The following is a 20,986-nucleotide window of genomic DNA, read 5'->3' on the forward strand; positions in this document are numbered from 1 at the left end:
AACCTGCAGTAATGCAGGTTTTTTTTATTGGTAGTTGTATTCATAAATAAATTTATCAGAAGCACTGCCCGTCGGGTTTCCGTTGGCATCGAGCGCCTGTCTGTCTTCTACAGATGGATAGCCGGCAGTATTGAATGTGGTTGTATACTTATGGCTTGTGGTTCCGGTAGCAGTTCCGCCTCCGGCTGTTGTATTGGTAAATTCACCCTTATAGCTGCTTAAGCTGTTTTTTATATTCGAAAATAACATGCTTACACCATCACTTTCGTTTCCATTGAATATGATTTTATCAAAACCCTTTACATTTTTAAAAGGATAATTTTTGTCTGTGTACGTATAAGTCTCTTTTTCGGTATAGCTAACGGTATTTCCGTTTACGGTTCCTGTTCCTGTTCCTATATTGCTTACCATATTTCCATTATTATAGGTAAATACACTGTTGATCGTAGAAGAACCGGCAGCTCCGGAATTCGTCTGTCTCTTTACGTTGATTTCTGAATTGCTGGTGTAGGTATAGGTAAATGTGACTGTGTTTTGCACTGTCCCACTGGTAGAATATTCCTTGGTAACGGCTGTTGCCATACGTCCGCTATTGTAGGTGTATTCAACCATGCTTTCCAGAACATTATTTTCGTAGTTTTTAATACCGGTCACATAATCATCGGTATAGGTGAATTCAATCCTTTGTCCATGATTAATATTGTTGATCATGCTGATGATTTTGGTACCGTTGTAATTGATTTTCATTACAATCCCATCCTTGGTCATCTTTGTAGGAAGGATCACATTTTGATTGGAAGGGTCGCTGTTGTCAAAAGGAGTATCATCAGAGCTGTAACATGAAAGGGTAAATAAGGCTATAGAGCCACAAAGTAGAATTTTTTTCATAGTTATAAGTTAAATCATTCAAATATAATTTAATTTATAATATAATTTTACTTTTTGGGATTCGCTCTTAAAAATAAAAGTCCGCCAATAATAATAGCTGCTCCTACAAACTGTAAATAAGTCAGTTTTTCACCATCTATAATCCCCCAGATAATCGCAACAATAGGCATTACCAGAGTTACGGTTGAAGCAAAAAGAGGGCTTGAAACTTTCAGCAGCCTGTAATTCATCATCATGGCAAGTCCGGTACCGAAAACAGATAAAAGGCTGACAAACATAAGACCAAGCAGGTTATCTTTTGAAAAGGTGAATTCTGAGAAGAACCCTGTACATGTCAATGCAATAACAGATGGGAAAAATAAAACAAAAGAGAAAACAAAAGCAGATAAAACAGTAGAGGAAACCTCCATGAGTTTTGATTTTACAGTAGTTGTACTCAAGGCATAACATAACGTTGCCAATAAGAGCAGTAGAATGGGGATCAGTTTAAATTCCCCACTGTCGCCTCCTCCAAATGCCAGGATACAAACACCTGTAAAGCTTATGAATGTCCCTATAATCTGTTTTTTGGTTGTTTCAAACCTCCATACCAATGCTCCTACAATAATCACAAAAATCGGCATCATAGAGTTGATGATTCCTGCAATGCTGCTGCTTACTTCAGTTTCGGCAATCGGAAACAGGAACATCGGAATAAAGTTTCCTGTAAAAGCAGCCAGAATTAACCACTTGATATGTTTTTTAGGAAACAGCTTATAATTTGAAATAGCAATCGGAAGCAGAATAATTCCGGCAATAAGAACTCTTAAGGATCCCACCTGAAAAGGATTGAAATGTTCCAGTGATTTTTTGATTAAAATAAAGGAAGATCCCCAAATGATGCTCAGGATAACCAGAAGAACCCACTTTTCTTTATCTGCGTTCATTATTTTCGTGTAAAATTTTTAGAAATTCTTTTTTAGGAATCATTTTTGCGCCCAAGCTCTCAAGGTGTTCTGTATGGGATTGGCAGTCAATTAACTCTAATATGTTTTTGTTGTTTTCTACAAAATGGATAAACCCTGCTTTGGAAGCGTTGCTCACCTTTGCGAACATGCTTTCTCCACAGAAAACACCGCCGATCTGCAGGCCATAAAAACCACCGACAAGCTCTTCGTCCTGCCATACTTCAATGCTTTTTGCCAGTCCATACTCATGAAGCTGAATAAAAGAATCCATCAGTTCATCAGAAAGCCATGTTCCTGTTTGTCCTTTTCGTGCAGCTTGCTGGCAGTTTCTGATCACTTCCCTGAAATTCTGATTCTCAGAGAAAGTAAAAACATTTCGGTTCAATATCTTTCTCATTGATTTCGAAACCTTTAATTCTGCTGGAAAAAGAACAAATCTTGGATCCGGGCACCACCAAAGGATTTCTTCTCCTGGATTGTACCAGGGAAAAATACCTAACTGATAGGCAAACCAAATACGTTCTACGGAAAGGTCACCTCCAAAAGCAACCACTCCTTCGTGACCGTCATACAGCTCAGGGTCTGGAAATGAAATCTCGTTTTCGTCTAATCGGACCATTTTTAGAAAAAAAATCCCACTTCAAAAAGCAGGATTTATATTGATCTTTATTCTTTAATTAAAAAGGTAAATCATCATCATCGTCTCCGGCAAACGGATTCTCATTAGAAACAGGAGAGGCAGATTGCTGAGGCATTGCCTGAGTAGGTTCTGAAGCATTATCAAATACTTTTTCTACTCTCCACCCTGTAATAGAGTTGAAATATTTCGTTTCACCCTGAGGAGAAACCCATTCTCTACCTCTGATGTTGATTCCTACTTTTACGTTTTCTCCTTCTTTAAGGTTATCTAATAAACTGATTTTATCAGATAAAAATTCTATGTTTATCGGCTGTGGATACTGTTCCTGGGTCAAAATAACCATTTCTCTTTTTTGAAACCCGCTCGCAAATGTTTGAGCATCAAAAAGTTTCTTTACCGTTCCTTGTAATTCCATATCGTAAATATTAACGATGTAAAAGTAAGAAAATGAAATGTAATAAAAGGTGCCGTGAAAAAAAAATGTATAAATTTTAATTTTTTTCTCTGAAAAGTTTGGTACTAAAGGAAATTGTCCTATATTTGCACTCACAAAAACGAAGCAAGCTCTTTAAAACTTACAATATAAAAACCAGCGGATGTGGTGTAATTGGTAGCCACGCCAGACTTAGGATCTGGTGCCGTGAGGCGTGGGGGTTCGAGTCCCTTCATCCGCACTATGCGAAAATAGCTCAGCTGGTAGAGCACAACCTTGCCAAGGTTGGGGTCGCGGGTTCGAATCCCGTTTTTCGCTCCACACCATGCCCTGGTGGTGGAACTGGTAGACACGCAGGACTTAAAATCCTGTGCCTCTTTTGGCGTGCGGGTTCAAGTCCCGCCTGGGGTACAAGACCCTCTGTACGATCATACGGAGGGTTTTTTGTTTTTATAGAGAGCGTTCTTTAAAAAAAACTTATATTTGTAAGAAATATAGCTGATGCTGCACAAGTAATCAGTAAAAACCAGCGGATGTGGTGTAATTGGTAGCCACGCCAGACTTAGGATCTGGTGCCGTGAGGCGTGGGGGTTCGAGTCCCTTCATCCGCACTATGCGAAAAGACTCCTGGAGTCGCAGAGAAGATTGGAACTCTTGGTTCGAATCTTTTTTTTCGCCCACACCATGCCCTGGTGGTGGAACTGGTAGACACGCAGGACTTAAAATCCTGTGTCCGCAAGGACGTACGGGTTCAAGTCCCGTCTGGGGTACAAAGCCCTCTGTAAGATATTACGGAGGGCTTTTTTTGTTTTTTAATGAGCATATTTCTCATTGATTTTATATTGAATTCATTATAATTTTAAAATATTCTACCAAAAAATAGAAACCATAGAATGTCTTTTGGTACATTTGCTTCAGAAAAAACAAAACCATGAAATTATTCAATACTGTTATAGTCGTTAGCATGATAGCTGCTTCTAACCTATTATTCTCACAAGTATCCAGCGAAAACAAAGCCAGGGAAATTATTGAAAAAGCTATTCAGGCAGAAGGTGGAAAAAAACTTCTGAGCAGTATAAAAACGCTTTATACCAAATCTGAAACGGTGATGGACGGGCGGAATGTGAATTGGATTACAAAGGAAATGGTGCCCAATAAAGGAAGTTTTGAAATTGAATATCAGGGAAGGATTGTTTACAGATCGTGGTTTGATGGTAAAACAGGTTATGAATTGGTAAAAGGAGAAAGAAAGGTGGCTGACCAGGCTGAATTTAAAGATAAGGCTGACAGAAAGTACATCATGAATGAACTTGCTTATACAGATCCCAAGTTATATAAGATTGAACTTATTGAAGAAAATTCCGAAAAGATGTATTATAAAATAAAGGCCACCTATATAACCGGAAAAGTGACTTACCTGTACTATGATGTAAAATCATTTTTTCTGAGTAAAGAGGAAACAGTGGAAAATGGTGAAAAGAATGCCTTTTCAACGGTTTTACAGAGTGATTATAAAAAATTCGGGGAACTTTGGTATGCTACTAAATCGACTTTTATTTCTGAAAGTGGAAATCAGGAAGTTCGACTTGTAGATTTGTACTATAATAAAAATATTGAGGAAAAAGATTTTAAATAAATCTTTTAGCCCTAAAATCTCATTTAATAATACCTCTAAGTAATCATTTACTTAGGGGATTTTTATTTCTGATCTGATTAATGACCGAATTTCTTCATGATTTACTTTCCAGTTTTTCCAGTCTTTCAAAAATGCCTGTGAAAATATTTTTCTCAGCAGTTGAAACATATCCTACGATCTTGTAATATTCCTGGTTGTTTTTGTTTATAGACTGATGGTCAGTTGCATACTGAAGGCTTTTGTTGGTGTACACCAGCAAATTGTTAATAGGGTCCGTTTTCAGATCTGTTTTATTCAGAAATAAAATATCACCATATTGATAGTGTTGGAGCAAATGTTTTTCAGCAGTAAATTCATAAACGAGATCAACAGATGCTAATATTTTTTGCAAAACTGCTGAATTGGGATTATTTTCTTCCGTTTTTACCTGTGCTTCTTTGCTGTTTTGAATGGCCAGCTCAGGAAAAAGCATCAATTGATCAATATCAGAAACACTTACCAGTTGATTTACCTGAATGGTTTCAGTCAGTAATTTGTCAAGATTGAGGTTAAAATGATTCGCAACCTTTAATATGGTTTCAATCTTAGGTTCGGCACGGCCTTCCTCATAAGAGCTTATGACTCCTCTGTTTAAATCAAATAAATCAGCAAAAGCCTTTTGGCTTAGTCCTTTCACCTGTCTTATTTTCTTAATATTAGTTCCGAAGAAGCTCATTTTTGTCTAATCTTTTTTGCAAAGATAGAGAATCTGAAATAAATAATTGCTAATAATATTTGCATTTTGAAAATTTTATTTTATATTTGTGTAGAGAAAATAAAACACTAAACCAGCCATTATGAGAAATCAAATATTCAGAACGGTCAAAGAGTGGTTGTTAGATTATGAGTTTAACATCACGTTGGAAGATGAAACTCAGAGAATCTTAATCATTGAAAAAGAATCCAACGGGATAAAAAATATGATCCTGATCATTTCAGACTCTATTCTGATCATGGAGCAGTTTCTTTTTGAAATCAAAAATCCATCCGAAAAAATATTTCTGAGACTGCTTCAGAAAAACAGAGACATTGTTCACGGGGCATTTGTGCTGGACGGAACCGGAAGACGGGTGATTTTCAGAGATACGCTTCCAACTGATAATATGGCACAAAACGAAGTGATGGCTTCCATCAATTCTTTAGGGATCCTTGTGGGGGAATTTACAACAGAAATGCTGGAAATGAGTAAGTAATTCACAAAAGATATTTAAAATGAACATTTTCAAAAGATTGTTAACAATAGGAAAAGCGGAGATCCATTCTGTGATCGAAAGCTTTGAAGACCCAATCAATTTAACGGAAGAGGGTATCCGTGAAATGAAAGAACAGCTGGCAAAAAGCATAGAAGCGCTTGCCCAGTTAAAAGCTCTTGCTATTCGGAAAAAGAATGAAGCAGAAACAGAAGAGCAAACGGCTAAAGATTATTATAATAAGGCTGTTGTCATTGTACAGAAAGCTGAAAACGGAGAAGTGGAAGCTGCAGAAGCAGACCGCCTTGCCAAAGAAGCCCTGAAAAAACAGACTGCTTCCCTGGAAAATGCAAAAACTCTTCAGAAAGAACACGAAAAGCAATACGATGAATGCGAAAAGATGCAGGGAAGTATCAATCATCTGAAGTCCAGTATCGCCAAATGGGAAAATGAGCTGAAAACCCTGAGGGCAAGAGTTCAGGTAAGTGAAGCCACGAAAGATATCAATCAGAAGATGACTCAGATGGATACCGGAAGTACAGTAAGCATGCTGGAAAAACTGAAAGATCGGGTGGTACAGCAGGAGGCCCTTGCAGAAGCCTATTCTGATATTTCGAAGTCAGCAAAAAGTATTGATGAGGAAATAGATGCCATGGTAAACAATAACGATACAAAAGCTGAAGAAGCTTTAAACAGATTAAAAGAAACACTAAAAAAAGGCTAAAATGACCTTTCAGGAATTTTTAAATGTAGCATTTTCTCCGGTGAATACAGTGCTGACGGTCCTGCTTGGGCTATCAGTGATCTATTGGCTCTTTACCATTCTTACAGGGCTGGATATCGATGTAGGTATTCATTCTGATCTGGATGCAGATGCAGATATAGATGTTCCGGACGGCCATCTTCACACGCCTGATCATGATCCTTCGGCATGGATGCACTTCCTGAAATTTTTGAATCTGGATATCGTTCCGGTGACGTACTTTCTTACGCTTTCACTGCTGATCACATGGCTGGGCTCATTTTATCTGAATTATTTTATACCACTACCAACATGGGCCGGAATACTGATTTTATTCCCGCTAATGATAGGAGGAATGCTGTTAACTAAAATCATTCTGAAGCCCCTGAATCCCTTTTTTAAAGAGATCAATCATAAAGGTGAATTATCGTATGCTTTTTTAGGAAGAGAGGGCCGTTTGAAATCAAGCATTCAGGATGATAAAATAGGAATGATGGAAGTCTTTATCGGAAGTGATCCTATGACTCTGATGGTGAGAAGCCAGGACGGTAGCAGGCTGGAACACGGAAGCCGCGTCATGATTGTAGATGAAGAACCTGAAAAAAGGATCTACTACGTACAGCGGTCAATGAGATATTAAAATAAAAAACTAATAACCATGATAACTATTTTTTTGATCCTGATAGCCTATATCCTGGATATCGTCTGCCAATTTTTATAAACAAAAACACAATCTATATATAAACTATAAACTTATAAAACTATGAACTTACCTTTAATTGCTGGAATAATTGTTGCCGTAGTAGCAACAGTCGGATTGATTTTCTGGATTTTATCGATGTATAAAAAGACCGTTCAGGGAATCGTTATTTTAAGAACTGGTTATGGAGGTACAAAAGTCTTCTTTAATGCAGGTATTGTCATTCCCATCATCCATCGTATGGAGTCTATGGATATCTCCGTAAAAAAGCTGGAGATTTCAAGAGAGGGAAGAGCAGGATTAATCTGTAAAGACAATATGAGAGCAGATATTCAGGTGGCGTTTTTTATCCGTGTCAACAAATCAGTAGATGATATCGTGAATGTAGGTCAAACCATTGGTTGTCAGCGTGCTTCAGATGCCCAGACATTAAGAGAACTGTTCGAAGCAAAATTTTCAGAAGCCCTTAAAACAGTAGGAAAGAAATTTGATTTCACCGAATTATACGAAGCAAGAAGCGAATTCCGTCAGGAAATCCTTGATATTATAGGGACAGACCTTAATGGGTATGTTCTGGATGACTGTGCGATAGACTATCTTGAGCAGACTTCCATTGATAAATTAGATAAAGACAATATCCTTGATTCTGAAGGGATTAAAAAAATTACAGAGCTTACAGCCACTCAGAATATTAAGGCCAATCAGGTTCGCCGTGATGAAGAAAAAACCATTACAAAACAGAACGTAGAAGCCCGGGAAGCAATTCTTGAGCTTGAAAAACAGCTGGCAGAAAAAGAAGAATCTCAAAAAAGAGAAGTGGCCAATATCAAAGCACGTGAAAATGCAGAAATTCTGAAAGTAGAAGAAGAAGAACGTCTGAGATATGAAACAGTTCGCATTGCTACAGAAGAAAAGTTGCAGATTGCTGAAGAAAACAAGCTTCGCCAGGTCGTTATTGCTGCTAAAAATAAAGAACGTGCAGATCTGGTAGAAACAGAAAGAGTACTAAAAGATAAAGCGCTTGAAGCTACGGAAAGAGAAAGAATTGTCTCTCTTGCACAAATTGAAAAAGAAAAAGCCATAGAACTTGAGAAGAAAAGTATTCAGGATGCGATCCGCGAGCGTCTGACCATGGAGAAAACCGTTGTGGAAGAGCAGCAGGGAATCAAAGACCTGGAAGCCTTCAAAACAGCAGAAAGAAACAAGCAGGTAGAAATTACCGTTGCCACTCAGGAAGCTGAGAAAAAACTGATTGAAGAAACAAGAGCCGCAGAATCCCGCAGATTGGCTGCCGAGAAAGATGCCCAGAAATACGTCATTGAAGCACAGGCAAAAAGAGATGCTGCCGAAAAAGAAGCAGAAGCCCGAAAAATCATCGCGGATGCAAAAGCCAAAGAAGAGGCTACCGTAGGATTATCTGAAGCTCAGGTAATGCATGCAAAAGCAGATGCTGCAGAAAGACAGGGAATTGTAGAAGCCGTGGTGATTGAGAAAAAAGCAGATGCCTCCAAGAAAGAAGGAATTGCGCAGGCAGAAGTGATCAAAGAAAAAGCATTGGCAGAAGCCGCAGGAATTACAGAGAAGGCAGAAGCCATGAAGAAACTGAACGATGCCGGAAAAGAACACGAAGAATTCCGTCTTCAGCTTGCTAAAGAAAAAGATGTGGAGCTGGCTCAGATTGCAATTCAGAAAGATATTGCAGAAGCACAGTCTATGGTACTGGCAGAAGCCTTCAAATCTGCAAAAATTGATATTGTAGGAGGTGACAATACTTTCTTCGACAACGTTATCAGGCAGGTTTCTGCAGGAAAAGGGCTTGACAAATTCATCAGCCACAGCGAAAACGCACAGATTGTAAAAGAAAATCTTCTGGGCGATGGAGAAAATATCATCGGAAAAGTGATGGGAATGGTAGACAAATACAAAATTTCCTCAGACGATATCAAAAATATGAGTATAGCTTCCCTGATCTTTAAACTGAACAGTGTTGCCACTCAACAGGAAAAAGGAATTCTGGAAAGAGCGCTTGATATGGCTAAACACCTCGGTGTGGAAAATAAACCGGTGAACAATAACCACGTTTAATACAAAAGTCTTTTAGATGCTTTAAGAGACTTTAAGCCTCAAACCTTATAGGTTTTCAAAACCTATAAGGTTTAGATTAAAAAATTTTCAAAGTACCAAAGTTATACAAAGACCTGCAGACCTGCAGCAGTCATGACAACCTAAATAAAAATGATGTCAGAACAACTTAATTCCGGAACTTACGAAATTATTCAGAACCGTTTAAATGAGCAGAAGAATGACCTGATTCAGAGACTTCAGCAGCTTAACGAAAGCCGTAAAAATATATTTGGCGGAGTAGATTTTTCGCTTGTAGCCAATGAAAGAATTTCTACGGATCACAGCTGTATTGCCAAAGATATCTATTCACTGGGTGACCACCTGATATTCGGATCAAATGCACACCTTGGACTTCAGACGGAAATCCATATTTCGGATGTTTTCTCAATATATACAATTAATAATGACCGGTTTGAACCTCAGGATTACACCCTGATCAATGATGAGGTTTTCATTGACGAATTCAAAAATCTTTACAAATATTACAGAAATACTTTCTTTGCCAGATTTGCTTTCACAGAAAACTACCTTTATATGGTTTTCCAGCTGTCAGAAAGTACTACAGATATCAAAGCTTTTAAATGGCTGATCAAAGATAATCAACTGATCTATGTAGATTCAAGAAGTGCCTCCGAGACCTCATACCCTCAGCAGCATGGTTTTGCATGGACAAAGGCAACGAGAGATATGCAGAGATCCGGGAAACATCCTCATATTTCTCTTGCAGATAAAGTCTTTGTAGAAAGCATTGGTGGCGATATCACCATCAAGGTAGAAGACAATACAGATACTGGGAAAGGAATTTATTCTGAAGACGTGATTCATAAAGACCAGAATCTGGACGATGCCGAGATTCATTTCTGTGATCTGGATAATCTTGTTCTGTTTAAAATAAAACCCTATCAGGAAACAGAACGTTATTTCATTTATAATCACAAAGAAAAAACAGTTTCCAGAGCAGATGCGCTTAAATATTCGGGACTTCTGCTTCCGGAAAACCAGGGTGTACTATTTTCAAACGGTTATGCTCTTCAGACAGGAGGACTAAAGGTAATTTCCCAGGATCAGAACAGGCTTTACTATCTGAAAACGGTTATAGAGCCCAACGGTGAAAATTTTTTATACGTTTTTTATGATGATAAAACCAATAATTATCAGCTGATCTCCTATAATATTATCACCCAGACCATTGAAACACCCATCCGATGCAGTGGCTTTACTTTTCTTGATGATGGAAAACTGATTTATCTTCGGGAAAGTACAGAAACCACAAAGAATCACCTTGCACAGATCTGGCAGACTCCTTTTTCTAAAGAATTGCTGCCAAATACTGAAAAGGCAGACAGCTTAATTTATAAAATCGGAAACAAGGATATCGTAAGAGTGATGGCGGAAAGCCAGGAACTGATCACCCTTCTGAACAAAAAAGATTCTTACAGTGGTCTTTATAATGATATTGTAAAGCTTTCTACATTTATTCTGGATACCTATTATTTCCTTGGTGAAGATGAGGTCCAGAAGCTGGATGTTCCATTGAAGGAGATCAGAGCCATTGCTCATTCTGCCATCAATGAATACGAAAAAGTAGTAGAACAGAGGAAAAATACAGAAGAAGCTTTAGAAAAAATAAAACAGGCCTGTGAGAAAATTCTGGATGATACCAAAAGACTTCACTATTCTCAGCTTACAGAATACATTGATGCCCTTTCTCATATCAGAGTATTAAGAGGAGAAGTTACAGGAGCAAGGGAACTCAAATATGCAGACACAGTTCTGCTGGATACACTGGAAAAATCGCTTGCAGACCGCTATACAGAACTGTCAAATGCCTGTGTGGAATTTCTGCTTCAGGAAGGAGCATTATTGCCATATGAAGAAAGAGCGCAGCAGATATCAGCAGACATTATTGAGCTGCAGAAAGCCATAGACGCTAAAACAATAGAAGAAAATATCAATACCCTTTCCGGGAAGCTGGAATTATTGGTGGATATTGTCAACAATCTTAAAATAGAAGATACTTCCCAGTCTACTCAGATCATTGAAAACATCTCAGTGATTTTTGCCAGGCTGAATCAGGAAAGGCTTGAGCTCAGCAAAAGAAAAAGAGAAATTTCAGGAAAAGAGCTTGCTTCGGATTTTCAGGCCCAGATTACTTTATTTGATCAGTCTGTAATCAACTTTCTTGAACTTTCACAAACCCCGGAAAAATGTGATGAATATCTGACCAAGCTTTCCATCCAGCTGGAAGAAATGGAGACGAAATTTATTGATTTTGAAGAATTTATAGGGCAGATTGGAAGCAAAAGAGAAGAAGTTTACGGACATTTTCAGAATAAAAGAGTACAGCTTACCGAAGCAAGAAATAAAAGGACTCAGAATCTCTTTGATGCAGCACGGAGAATTCTGAAATCCGTACAGACCAAAGCAGAATCCTTTGATTCTGAAAATGAGATCAATGGCTATTTTGCAGCAGATCTTATGGTAGAGAAAGTGAGAGACCTATCCAGACAGCTTGCAGAATGGGAAGATTCAGCAAAGTCGGAAGAGATTCAGACATTGTTAAAGACTCAGCAGCAGGAAGCAGTAAGAAAACTGAAAGATAAAAAAGAGATCTATGCGGACGGGCAAAGTATTATTGCGTTAGGAGACTATAAATTTGCCGTCAATCAGCAGAAACTGGATCTTACGCTGGTGCTGAGAAATGCCCAATACTACTATCACCTTACCGGAACAGGCTTTTATGAGCCTCTGAATTTCACTGCAGATGAATTCAAAGATGTATGGAATCAGGAATTTGTTTCAGAAAACAACAAGGTAAAAAGATTTGAATATCTTGCCTGGAACGTATTTTCCGCTCATCAGGAAATAACCTCGGAAGCAGAGAATGAAAAGGCTGTACAGGATTTTACCTCACAGCATTTTGGGGAAGGACTGGTAAAAGGGGTCCATGATAAAGATGCCGAAAAAATTGTTCTCAAACTGCAGCAGATACACAATGAGCTGGGACTGATGAGGTTTACAGCACAGGAAAGAGCACTTGCCCAGCTTTTCTGGTTTTTCCTTGGAACCGAAAGAAAGGAATATTATACCAAACAGTTTGCGGCTGCATCTATTATTGCCCAATCATTCATTGTAAAACAGGAATTTGAACATCTGAGCAAAGAGCTTTCAGAAGAAATGAAATCATTTGCATCGGCCCATGGTATTTTTAAAGAAACAGATTGTATCAATGCTGCCATCTACCTGAAAAAAGAGAACAAAGAAAATTTCCTGATCTCAGAAAAAGCAGCCATTCTGTATGAACTGTTCATGAAAGAACTCAAAGAAAAAGGCAAAGACCTGGAGTTTATGGCTCAGTTACAGGCTATGTATCAATATCCTTCGGCATGTTATTATATTGCTGAAGGCGCATTACAGGCATTTGACTCTAATGCTGATCAAAATACGGTACAGGAAGCAGCAGGATTTTTGATCACCCAGAAGTTTGATCCGAAAAATATCAAACACATTGCTTGTGAAGTAGCGCTAAAAGAGCTAAAGTCTCTGGAAAAAGATACAGAATATCATGTGAACTATTTTGAATTTGTATCCCGGCTGAACTATTTTAATACCGTTACCGTTCCCCAATATAAACGTCTGCAGGAACTGAAATACAGTTGGGTAGATGAAAAGAAAAAAGCACTAAAACTGGATACCTTTAAACCTCAGATATTAAGCTCATTTGTAAGAAATAAACTGATCAATGATGTTTATTTTCCTCTCATCGGAGCGAACCTTGCCAAGCAGTTGGGAACAGCGGGTGCCGACAAAAGAACAGACAGGATGGGAATGCTCCTTCTGGTATCTCCTCCTGGATACGGAAAAACAACCCTGATGGAATATATGGCAGAACGTATGGGATTGGTATTTATGAAAATCAACGGTCCGTCTTTAGGATATGATATTGTGTCAACGGACCCTTCCGAAGCCAAAAATGCAGGTGCGAGACAGGAGCTTGAAAAACTGAATCTTGCGCTGGAAATGGGAGATAATGTTATGCTTTATCTTGATGATATTCAGCACTGTAATCCTGAGTTTTTACAGAAATTTATCTCTCTTGCTGACGGACAGCGAAAAATCGAAGGAATCTACAATGGAGAAAGTAAAACTTATGATCTTCGGCCCAAAAGATTCTGCCTTGTCATGGCTGGAAACCCCTATACGGAGAGTGGAGAAAAGTTTAAAATCCCGGACATGTTAGCCAACCGTTCAGACACTTACAATTTGGGAGAAATATCCGGCTCGAAAACAGACCTTTTTGACCTGAGCCTTATTGAAAATGCTCTGATGTCTAACGAGTATCTCACCAGATTAACAAATCCGGGAATGGAAAACCTTTATGAGCTCTATGATTGTGTGATTACAGATAATCCTGCCGATAACCTGAAAGGAAACTTTAGTTCCAGTGAAATATCAGATTTCAGAGCAGTAATGAAAAACACGATCATGGTGAGAAATATGGTGTTGAAGGTGAACAAAGAATATATTGCATCCGCAGCCATGTCAGACGATTACAGAAGTGAACCGCCATTCAAGCTGCAGGGATCTTACCGTAATATGAATAAACTGATTGCACAGATACAGCCGATCCTGAAAGACAGCGAAGTTACTCAGATTGTCCTGAATCACTATCAGAATGAATCCCAGACGCTGACAACAGGGGCAGAATCTAATATGCTGAAACTAAAAGAGCTGATAGGAATTCTTTCGGTAGAAGAAACAGAGCGATGGAATGAAATAAAGAAAACCTTTGTTAAAAATAAAACTTTAAAAGGATTGGGTGAGAATGATAGAATGTCACAGATTGTAGCACTGCTTGCCCAGTTTGGTGACGGATTGGAAGGAATCAAGGAAGCCCTTAAAAAAGCTGAACAATAAGCATGAAACTTTAAATAGTAGCAGACAGGCTGTTTCAAAATAGAAGCAGCCTGTTTTTTTATATGCGTTTTTCTCACGTTTTTAAAAGTGAGCACTGATTGTAAATGAATCACACTTAATCCACAATAGATAAAGGTAATGAAGTAAAAAATCTGTACCCATAATATTGTATAGTTCTGTATCTGTATCCAGGATCAAATACTCCATAATTTTGTTTAGCTAAAGAAGAAAATATGGAAACAATCATTCAACATCAGAAATCGTTTCAATATGCTGAAGCTTATATATCAGACATGTTGATGCTTAAAAATATTTTTCTGGAAACGCAGAATCTGAAATTAGCAGATCCAAGTTTCGGACTTCCTTTTCTTTTGGCTAAAGAAGGAAAGGATGCTATTGCTTTTGCCAGCCTTATCGTGAATGAAAAAGATGAAATTTCTTTCAAAATCTATGATAAAAACAGGATGACAGAGGGAGAAAAGAGAAATTTCTTTTCCCGTGCCGAAAGATATTTAAAAAATAATAATACCGCCAATTTCAAAGATCCGAAACAATTAAAAAGCAGCATCAGCAGTATGATCAACTGGCTGAATCCTGAATAAATACGGGATAAAATTGTACATTTACGTAAAACCCAGATTCTATGTCTAAAGATGTTCTGTACCTTAAAATAGCCAATTCTGTCACAGAGCAGATCAAAAGTGAAACCCTGCAGTTTGGAGACCGGTTGCCTTCATTGAGAAGCGCCCAGAAGTTATATAATGTAAGTCTGAATACCATAAAACAGGCGTATATGGAACTGGAAAGTCGCTCTCTGGTAGAATCCCGTCCAAAATATGGATATTATGTAAGCCAGACTTCCCAACGAAAACTGGCGCTGCCTTCCGTAGCTCAGATGAAAGGTTCAGAAAAAAAGAATACCCCGCAGGATCTTATTGATAAAGTATTTGGAGTGATTGGAGGAACAGATATCACACAGTTTGGATTGGGAGTTCCAGGTAAAAGTCTTCTTCCGGTTGCCAAAATGAAAAAATGCATGATTGATGTGATCAAAAGAAAAGGTGACAGCGGAACAAACTATGAACCCGTACAGGGGAGTGAAGTGCTTCGCCGGGAAATTGCCAAATGGTCTATTGTAATGGAAGGCAAAATCACGGAAGATGATCTGGTGATTACCTCGGGAGCAATGAATGCGGTTTACAACTGTTTGATGGCTGTTACAAAGCCTGGGGATTTGGTAGCGGTAGAAAGTCCTGTTTATTTCGGAATCCTTCAGGCCATTCAGTTATTGGGACTCAAGGCAGTAGAAATTCCTACTCATCCTATTACAGGAGTAGATTTGGATGAGTTAAAGAAAGTGCTTCCAAAGCTTTCCGCGTGTTGTTTTGTGGTCAATTATAATAATCCGTTAGGGTTTCAGATGCCTGATGAAAACAAAAAAGAGCTGGTAAAAATGCTTACGGAATATAATGTTCCTCTCGTTGAAGATGATGTGTATGGAAATATTTACTTCGGAGCAGGGAGGCCCAAGCCCTGTAAGTTTTATGATGAAGCGGGAATTGTGATGTGGACCGGCTCAGTTTCGAAAACACTGGCTCCGGGCTTTAGAGTGGGATGGGTGGCTCCGGGAAAATTTAAAGAAAAGATTATCCGTCAGAAAATCGTTCAGACTGTTTCCGGGCCGTCTTTATTTTCAGAGGTCATTGCAGATTTCCTTGCCCATGGGCGGTATGATCATCACCTGAGAATGTTCAGAAAAAAACTGTATGCCAACTATCTTCAGATCCAAAAATCGGTGATTGATTACTTTCCTGATAATACAAAAATCTCGGAGCCCAAAGGAGGGTTTATGCTCTGGCTGGAGCTGGATAAAAGGATCTGTACAGAAGATCTTTATGATATTGCGGTAAGCCAGAAAGTAAATTTTGCTCCCGGAAGAATGTTTTCACAATATAACCAATATCAGAACTGTATGCGTCTGAACTACGCTCTGGAATGGACAGACAGAGTGGAAAGTGACCTGGAAAAGCTGGGGAAAATGATAAAAAACAGAATTTAATAAACCTTATAGTGATGAATGATATTAAGAATGAAGTAAAAATTGTAGCCTATGACCCTCAGTTTAAAGAAGCCTTCAAAGCTTTGAATGAAGAATGGATCAAAACATTTTTTGTAATGGAAGCAGGTGATTATAAACTGCTGGATCATCCCGAAGAAGAAATTTTAGATAAAGGAGGACACATTGTTTTTGCTTTGCTGGACGGGGAGGCAGTAGGAACCTGTGCATTGGTAAAAACAGAAGATCGTCCTCTTACTTTTGAACTCTCAAAAATGGCAGTAAGTCCTAAAGCTCAGGGAAAAAAATTAGGCTATCTGCTGGGAAATGCTTTAGTGGAAAAAGCAAGAGAATTACATGCAGAAAAAGTCTTTTTAGTGACCAATTCTATCCTGGTTCCGGCGATTAAGCTTTATGAAAAATTAGGGTTTATTCATACTCCTATCGGTAAAGCCGAGTATGACCGCGCAGATGTTCGGATGGAGTTGATTTTCAATAAATAAGAAAAAATATTAGAACTCGGATAGAAATATCCTTGTTCTAATATCAAAATTTAAATCTAATTGCTTTACTGTTTTATTTCTTAATAAAAGTCTTGGTCAGTGATTTTTTGCTTCCATTGATTTTAATGTAATACACACCTGCCGGAAGATTTCCCATATTGATTTTTTCATCGTAAAAACCTCTTGAAGACTGTAAATGTGACGTTGAAACAACCGCTCCTTTACTGTCAATGATTTCTGCTTTAATTTCCTTATCCTCAGATTGATACCGGATTCCGATGAATGTTGAAACAGGATTCGGATAGATTTTAAAGTCATCAGCGATTACCTTGGTCTCTTTTGCGGCCAATATCTCTTTGGAACATGCCAAAATTCTATTAACTCCATCGATTCCCCATGAAGATTGTACCGGAATACAAAGCCAGTTCAATACCGTAGGGAAATGATCTGTTTCTCTTGTTGTTGAGGTATAATCGTACACCTTAAAATTATTCACTGTACCCGCATTATAAGTAGGAGAACCCGTCACAGTCATATGATTGGCGTTTGGACCAGAGTCTGCCAATGTATTTCCTGAAGTTCCATTACATTTCCAATTGGCTAATAATTGAGAATAATAAGGATGCGAAGGCGTAATGTCCTGATTGGCCCAGTTTACGATGACATCGTTCGGAAGAACAGATTTCCAGATTCTTACATCTTTATAAGAAGCCGCCAGATTAATGCCGTAAGCATTCGTTCCGTCCTGGTTTAAAGTTAAAGGAAGCCCGGAATCAATATTTCCAATCGTTCCCATTTTAGCAAAGGTTACAGGAACACCATCTTCATATAATGTTACAAGACCATCTCTGTCAAAACTTGCAGCAATATGTTTCCACTTATTCGTTTCCACTTTTCCGCCCACAAGGTCAATTCTGTTGGTTCCATCTCCAATATTCATCTTAAAGGTCTGCCCTGAATAGCCTGAGAACACAAACCCTTTATTTTTTCCGTTCGCCCAGTTTTTATTACTGATCATCACCGGATCACTGGAATAAGCTGTGTTAGGTTTTACCCAAAATTCAATGGTGAAATCCTGATTGGCCCCGAAATTAAAAGCAGACTGGTTTGTTGGTTTTGCGTATGTTCCTGCTGGAAAGGTCAGCTGATTAAAGGTTATATTGGATTCCAGAACGGTTTTACTGATCTGCTGAGGAGTAAATCCCGGATTGGAATACACGGTAAAAATATTTCTTTCAGTAAGATTTCCGCCTCCATGAGAGCTTTCAATTGCACCATGATCTGTTGTTAACACAACCAGCCAGTCTTCGTTGCTGTAAGAAGGCCTGTTTTTCATCGCAGCAACAATCTCTCCGATATAAGTATCCGTTGTCTTGATAGAAGAAACGTACTGAGGAACTGTTGACGCAAACCCATAAGAATGGCCTGCATGATCTACATCGTCAAAATCTACGAAGAGAATATCTGGGTTGTCATTCTGTAAAGCCGTTACCGCTGCATTTTTTACTGCAAGATCCGTTGCCAGATTGGTTTTTACATCTGCGGTTTGGATGATTTTATCGTTAATAGGCGACCAATGAGCCAGAGAAATGGTTCTTAAATTAGGATTAAAGGTCTCTGCTCTGGTTAAAAAATCAGGATAGTTGACGAAGTTCGGGCTGGTAAAGTTATTGTCCTGAACATTGTGTTTGGTATGCCATACTCCGGTAAGCATAGTGCTCCATCCGTTTCCGCTCCAGGTAGTGGCAGCACAAAGCCCATCGGTAGAGTAGATTGACTGACTGATAAGGTTTTGAATGTTGGGAGTAGGAGTAGACATCATCACATCTGCACGGCATCCGTCAATACCGATAAAAAGTACTTTTTTGGTCTGAGCTCCAAGGAAACAGCTCATGACAACAGCCATTGAGAATAGTTTTGTTTTCATAGGGAAAAAGAGTTTTTTAAATATAGAAAGTTTACAAATAGTAATTTATTTTTTAGTTATTGTAAAATTAATTTACTATTTGTAAATATTTGTAAACTGAAAGTTAATTAATTGATAATTAAAAAGTTCACTCAAAAGTTTAGAAATTAACCACAAAAGTCACAAAAGAGAATGACTTTATTTATTTTAAGTTATATGCTTTACGAATATAAAGTTCAAAAAAGTTTGCCGGAAGTTTAGGCTATAACAAATATCAAATGATCCGTACGATATTCCCCTCCTCCGGAGGGGTGTCGAAAATTCAAAGAATTTTTGACGGGGTGGTAAAAAAACACAAACATTTCCAATAGAAAAACCATGAAAATATTTGTGTCAGGAAGGATTTAAAAATATGTTGAAAAAGAAGTTGCTAAAGAATTCCCGCTGCCTCAGAAATCGTATTCAGAATATAATCAGGAGATGCTTTTTCAAGCTCTTTTTTACCTTGTGCTCCGGAAAGAACCGCTACTGTCAGTCCGCAGCCTGCATTTTTACCTTCTTCAATATCAATCACAGAATCACCCGCTTTTAAAACTTTACTGGCTTCCGTAATATTGAATTTCTTCATGGCAAGATGGATCATCTCTGGGCTTGGGCGGCTTTCTGAAACATCATCCGCAGTAATCAAAGCATCAAAATGAATGTTTTCCTTCCAGTTCAGTTTGTTCAAAAGCTGATGAGCGATTTCTGAGGTATACCCTGTATTTAAGACGATCTTCTTGTTTTGAGACTTCATGTTAAGCAGGAAATCTTCCGTTCCGTTGATGGGCTTTACATCCAGATTTTGATAAGATTCTTTCAGCTGATCAGAAAAATTCTCAAAAATAGCAGGAGCATCCTCCACATTTCCATTGATTTCCTTTAAAAGACTTGTGATGGCTTCCAGTTTTTCCATCCCGGCACAGCTGGATAATACTTTTTCCAGACTTACCACATAGCCATAATCATTTACGGCATTGGTAAGTGTTTTGTAAACTACATTGTCTTCATCAATTGTTGTTCCGGCCATATCCAGAACCAGTAATTCTATATTTTTCATGTAAATGTTATGCGTAAATTTTTTCAATATTAAACTTAGAGAAGCCGCCGCTTCCCGTCATTCCTTTTCCTCCGATACCCGTTACAATATGAATATTGGAAGATGGACTGTGCTCAAAAATATCTTTTGTTTTGCATTGGGAGTAGATGCCGAACCATCTTCTTTGTATCTCATATGTAGGAAGATCAATGATTTTTTTTGCTTCATGAATCATGAATTCATCAATCTCCATATTAAGATCATAGCCAAGATCATCCGCATTTTTAGCGTCTGCATATTCATGAGAGTCTCCTATTATGACAGAACCGTCAAGAGCCTGCTTGAATAAAATATGAACTCCATATTTCTTCTCAAATGAGTTAGGGTCTTCTAAAGCCTTGATTTCCTGGAAAGAAGGACACTCGCTGAATGATTCGTATCTTCTCACGGAAAGCCCGGTAAGAATATTTCCCTGAAGCGAATAGATTCCCTGCGGTTTGGTCTGCAGCATCTGAAGCTTGCTTACTTCCAGATCGCTGTCATTGAATACTTTAGGGTATAAGGTTTTGAACTCATGTCCGCCACAGATTATGATTTTAGAGGCATTGAATGCTGTTCCATCTGCAGCTACTGCAATACATTTCTGATCATCTTCAAGGGTTTCAAGAACTGTGGTGTTATAAAAAATCTGTAATCCCATTTTCTCCTGAAGCAGCCTATGAAGTTTTACAATCATATCTGCCGAATCTACTGAAAGTTCCTGCGGAAAAAATAGTCCCCCTTTACAATAGTCAGAGCGAAGTCCGTCAAATTTCTTAATGCAGTCGCTTTTGGATAATAAAACAGATTCATAATCATTATTTCTGTTGATTTCATAAAGTTCTTCAATCAGCTGGAGCTCTTCATCATTTGAAGCGATATATACAGATCCGTTTTGTCTGATGGTAAGATCTGCCTGATCATGAAGTTCATTATAGATGGCAAGGCTTTCTCTTCCGAAATTCTGCCATTTAAGATCCATGCCGGAAGGTACTACCTGTCCGAAATTTCTTACGGTGGCACCCTGAGGAAAAGAATTTCTTTCCAGTAAAGCTACTTTAAGATTTTTCTTCAGCGCATGATAAGCGTGGAATGTTCCTAAAATTCCACCTCCTACAACGATTAAATCAAATTTTGTTGTCATTGTA

General features: G+C 38.3%; 17 protein-coding genes and 5 tRNA genes. 14 read left to right on the plus strand and 8 right to left on the minus strand.

The window, feature by feature from the left end:
• Positions 1 to 24 precede the first annotated feature (24 nt).
• The 4 genes from CRS_RS08495 to CRS_RS08510 are packed head-to-tail and all read right to left on the minus strand — an operon-like array spanning position 25 to position 2,890.
• Entirely contained in the window at positions 25 to 888 is an 864-nt protein-coding gene (locus CRS_RS08495; RefSeq protein WP_142723621.1) for a hypothetical protein, read from the minus strand.
• A 47-nt stretch (positions 889 to 935) separates the two neighbouring features.
• Positions 936 to 1,814, minus strand: coding sequence for a DMT family transporter (locus tag CRS_RS08500; protein ID WP_142723622.1), 879 nt, complete (start codon positions 1,812 to 1,814; stop codon positions 936 to 938).
• Entirely contained in the window at positions 1,801 to 2,454 is a 654-nt protein-coding gene (gene aat / locus CRS_RS08505) for a leucyl/phenylalanyl-tRNA--protein transferase (RefSeq protein WP_142723623.1), read from the minus strand. The genes CRS_RS08500 and aat overlap by 14 nt, the downstream gene beginning before the upstream one ends.
• A 58-nt stretch (positions 2,455 to 2,512) precedes the next feature.
• Complete coding sequence (locus CRS_RS08510) at positions 2,513 to 2,890, minus strand: DUF3127 domain-containing protein (protein WP_041461994.1); 378 nt, start codon at positions 2,888 to 2,890, stop codon at positions 2,513 to 2,515.
• Between the two features lie 177 nt (positions 2,891 to 3,067).
• On the opposite strand from CRS_RS08510, the gene CRS_RS08515 reads away from it, so the two are divergent.
• From CRS_RS08515 to CRS_RS08540, 6 genes are all read left to right on the plus strand, one after another.
• Positions 3,068 to 3,149: transfer RNA gene (locus CRS_RS08515), tRNA-Leu, on the plus strand.
• Positions 3,150 to 3,153: 4 nt separating this feature from the next.
• Positions 3,154 to 3,229 (plus strand) — tRNA-Gly (locus CRS_RS08520).
• A gap of 6 nt (positions 3,230 to 3,235) precedes the next feature.
• Positions 3,236 to 3,319: transfer RNA gene (locus tag CRS_RS08525), tRNA-Leu, on the plus strand.
• 118 nt (positions 3,320 to 3,437) lie between these two features.
• A tRNA-Leu gene (locus tag CRS_RS08530) sits at positions 3,438 to 3,519 on the plus strand.
• Between the two features lie 75 nt (positions 3,520 to 3,594).
• A tRNA-Leu gene (locus CRS_RS08535) sits at positions 3,595 to 3,678 on the plus strand.
• 161 nt (positions 3,679 to 3,839) lie between these two features.
• On the plus strand, positions 3,840 to 4,544 hold the full coding sequence (locus tag CRS_RS08540) for a hypothetical protein (protein WP_142723624.1): 705 nt from the start codon (positions 3,840 to 3,842) through the stop codon (positions 4,542 to 4,544).
• Between the two features lie 94 nt (positions 4,545 to 4,638).
• Here CRS_RS08540 and CRS_RS08545 read toward each other — a convergent pair whose 3' ends face one another.
• On the minus strand, positions 4,639 to 5,259 hold the full coding sequence (locus CRS_RS08545) for a helix-turn-helix domain-containing protein (protein WP_142723625.1): 621 nt from the start codon (positions 5,257 to 5,259) through the stop codon (positions 4,639 to 4,641).
• Between the two features lie 121 nt (positions 5,260 to 5,380).
• Here CRS_RS08545 and CRS_RS08550 point away from each other — a divergent pair, with 121 nt between their 5' ends.
• The 8 genes from CRS_RS08550 to CRS_RS08585 all read left to right on the plus strand — a co-directional run bounded on the left by CRS_RS08550 (position 5,381) and on the right by CRS_RS08585 (position 16,815).
• Positions 5,381 to 5,776: a YbjN domain-containing protein gene (locus tag CRS_RS08550; protein ID WP_142723626.1), complete on the plus strand. Its 396-nt coding sequence runs from the start codon at positions 5,381 to 5,383 to the stop codon at positions 5,774 to 5,776.
• 19 nt (positions 5,777 to 5,795) lie between these two features.
• Entirely contained in the window at positions 5,796 to 6,497 is a 702-nt protein-coding gene (locus CRS_RS08555) for a PspA/IM30 family protein (RefSeq protein ID WP_142723627.1), read from the plus strand.
• Between the two features lies 1 nt (position 6,498).
• Positions 6,499 to 7,155, plus strand: a complete 657-nt coding sequence (locus CRS_RS08560; RefSeq protein ID WP_142723628.1) for a hypothetical protein — start codon at positions 6,499 to 6,501, stop codon at positions 7,153 to 7,155.
• A 123-nt stretch (positions 7,156 to 7,278) separates the two neighbouring features.
• Positions 7,279 to 9,300: an SPFH domain-containing protein gene (locus CRS_RS08565; RefSeq protein ID WP_142723629.1), complete on the plus strand. Its 2,022-nt coding sequence runs from the start codon at positions 7,279 to 7,281 to the stop codon at positions 9,298 to 9,300.
• A gap of 150 nt (positions 9,301 to 9,450) precedes the next feature.
• Positions 9,451 to 14,256 (plus strand): DNA repair ATPase, encoded by a 4,806-nt coding sequence (locus tag CRS_RS08570; RefSeq protein ID WP_142723630.1) that lies wholly within the window; start codon positions 9,451 to 9,453, stop codon positions 14,254 to 14,256.
• 233 nt (positions 14,257 to 14,489) lie between these two features.
• Positions 14,490 to 14,858, plus strand: a complete 369-nt coding sequence (locus CRS_RS08575) for a hypothetical protein (RefSeq protein WP_142723631.1) — start codon at positions 14,490 to 14,492, stop codon at positions 14,856 to 14,858.
• A gap of 41 nt (positions 14,859 to 14,899) precedes the next feature.
• A complete protein-coding gene (locus tag CRS_RS08580; protein ID WP_142723632.1) occupies positions 14,900 to 16,315 on the plus strand; it encodes a PLP-dependent aminotransferase family protein in 1,416 nt (471 codons plus the stop codon).
• Positions 16,316 to 16,329: 14 nt separating this feature from the next.
• Entirely contained in the window at positions 16,330 to 16,815 is a 486-nt protein-coding gene (locus CRS_RS08585; RefSeq protein WP_142723633.1) for a GNAT family N-acetyltransferase, read from the plus strand.
• Between the two features lie 73 nt (positions 16,816 to 16,888).
• Here the strand turns inward: CRS_RS08585 and CRS_RS08590 are convergent, their stop codons facing one another.
• The 3 genes from CRS_RS08590 to CRS_RS08600 form a co-directional block, all read right to left on the minus strand.
• On the minus strand, positions 16,889 to 18,742 hold the full coding sequence (locus tag CRS_RS08590) for an alkaline phosphatase family protein (RefSeq protein ID WP_142723634.1): 1,854 nt from the start codon (positions 18,740 to 18,742) through the stop codon (positions 16,889 to 16,891).
• 409 nt (positions 18,743 to 19,151) lie between these two features.
• A complete protein-coding gene (locus tag CRS_RS08595) occupies positions 19,152 to 19,820 on the minus strand; it encodes an HAD-IA family hydrolase (protein WP_142723635.1) in 669 nt (222 codons plus the stop codon).
• Positions 19,821 to 19,827: 7 nt separating this feature from the next.
• Positions 19,828 to 20,982: a TIGR03364 family FAD-dependent oxidoreductase gene (locus CRS_RS08600; protein ID WP_142723636.1), complete on the minus strand. Its 1,155-nt coding sequence runs from the start codon at positions 20,980 to 20,982 to the stop codon at positions 19,828 to 19,830.
• Positions 20,983 to 20,986: the final 4 nt, after the last annotated feature.

The organism is Chryseobacterium sp. ON_d1 (assembly GCF_006829085.1).
Taxonomy (GTDB): domain Bacteria; phylum Bacteroidota; class Bacteroidia; order Flavobacteriales; family Weeksellaceae; genus Chryseobacterium.

Bases quoted from the DNA above. Each gene is read 5' to 3' on its own strand.
- CRS_RS08555 (WP_142723627.1), top strand. From the start codon at position 5,796: ATGAACATTTTCAAAAGATTGTTAACAATAGGAAAAGCGGAGATCCAT.
- CRS_RS08580 (WP_142723632.1), top strand. From the start codon at position 14,900: ATGTCTAAAGATGTTCTGTACCTTAAAATAGCCAATTCTGTCACAGAG.
- CRS_RS08595 (WP_142723635.1), bottom strand. From the start codon at position 19,820: ATGAAAAATATAGAATTACTGGTTCTGGATATGGCCGGAACAACAATT.
- CRS_RS08510 (WP_041461994.1), bottom strand. From the start codon at position 2,890: ATGGAATTACAAGGAACGGTAAAGAAACTTTTTGATGCTCAAACATTT.
- CRS_RS08575 (WP_142723631.1), top strand. From the start codon at position 14,490: ATGGAAACAATCATTCAACATCAGAAATCGTTTCAATATGCTGAAGCT.
- CRS_RS08585 (WP_142723633.1), top strand. From the start codon at position 16,330: ATGAATGATATTAAGAATGAAGTAAAAATTGTAGCCTATGACCCTCAG.
- CRS_RS08570 (WP_142723630.1), top strand. From the start codon at position 9,451: ATGATGTCAGAACAACTTAATTCCGGAACTTACGAAATTATTCAGAAC.
- CRS_RS08565 (WP_142723629.1), top strand. From the start codon at position 7,279: ATGAACTTACCTTTAATTGCTGGAATAATTGTTGCCGTAGTAGCAACA.
- CRS_RS08540 (WP_142723624.1), top strand. From the start codon at position 3,840: ATGAAATTATTCAATACTGTTATAGTCGTTAGCATGATAGCTGCTTCT.
- CRS_RS08495 (WP_142723621.1), bottom strand. From the start codon at position 888: ATGAAAAAAATTCTACTTTGTGGCTCTATAGCCTTATTTACCCTTTCA.
- CRS_RS08590 (WP_142723634.1), bottom strand. From the start codon at position 18,742: ATGAAAACAAAACTATTCTCAATGGCTGTTGTCATGAGCTGTTTCCTT.
- CRS_RS08600 (WP_142723636.1), bottom strand. From the start codon at position 20,982: ATGACAACAAAATTTGATTTAATCGTTGTAGGAGGTGGAATTTTAGGA.
- CRS_RS08500 (WP_142723622.1), bottom strand. From the start codon at position 1,814: ATGAACGCAGATAAAGAAAAGTGGGTTCTTCTGGTTATCCTGAGCATC.
- CRS_RS08560 (WP_142723628.1), top strand. From the start codon at position 6,499: ATGACCTTTCAGGAATTTTTAAATGTAGCATTTTCTCCGGTGAATACA.
- CRS_RS08550 (WP_142723626.1), top strand. From the start codon at position 5,381: ATGAGAAATCAAATATTCAGAACGGTCAAAGAGTGGTTGTTAGATTAT.
- aat (WP_142723623.1), bottom strand. From the start codon at position 2,454: ATGGTCCGATTAGACGAAAACGAGATTTCATTTCCAGACCCTGAGCTG.
- CRS_RS08545 (WP_142723625.1), bottom strand. From the start codon at position 5,259: ATGAGCTTCTTCGGAACTAATATTAAGAAAATAAGACAGGTGAAAGGA.